This is a genomic window from Serratia sp. PL7, assembly GCF_945957435.1.
Genome location: NZ_CAMFLB010000114.1, coordinates 1 through 633, shown reverse-complemented (window position 1 = coordinate 633; position 633 = coordinate 1). Strand labels below are relative to the sequence as shown.

Sequence of the window (633 nt, the reverse complement as noted above, 5' to 3'; positions counted from 1 at the left end):
ATTACAGACATGTTTATGGAGTGCCATCATGCGCAGAACCCCTGTCGGCGTTGATATCGCCAAACTCAAGTTTGATGTCGCCGTACTGCTGGACAATCAGAAGTATAAAACCAAAAAGTTTGCCAATACCCCTTCTGGGTGCCGCGAGTTCGCGGCCTGGTTGAGCCGCTTTGGCGACTGTCATGTCTGCATGGAGGCCACCGGGAGCTACAGCACGGAGCTGGCCACTTATCTGGCAGACAACAACTACCACGTCAGTCTGATGAACCCGGCGTGTATCCATTCCTTCAGCAATACAGAACTCACCCGGAACAAGACGGACAAAAGCGATGCAGCGATGATAGCCCGCTACTGCGCACTGCATCAGCCCGACCCGTGGTTCCCAGCCCCGTTGAGTGAACGCCAGTTGACCGCGCTGGTGAGGCATCTTAAGAACCTCGAAGAGATGCGTCAGATGGAAGAAAATCGTCTGGAGGTAGCAGAGGCGGTCATCGTCCCTTCACTCAATGAGCACATCGCCACGTTGGATGACCTGATACGAGAAACGAAGAAGAAAATCAGCCAACACATTGATGATAACCCAGACCTGAAGCGGGACAGCGACCTGTTGAAAAGCATCCCTGGGGTAGGAGA

The 633-nt window shown here is 53.4% G+C and carries 1 protein-coding gene; it reads left to right on the top strand.

Annotated elements, in window-relative coordinates:
• Positions 1-28: 28 nt before the first annotated feature.
• Positions 29-633: transposase (locus N6G83_RS54490; protein ID WP_260524444.1), on the top strand; the 605-nt coding region annotated here is incomplete at its 3' end.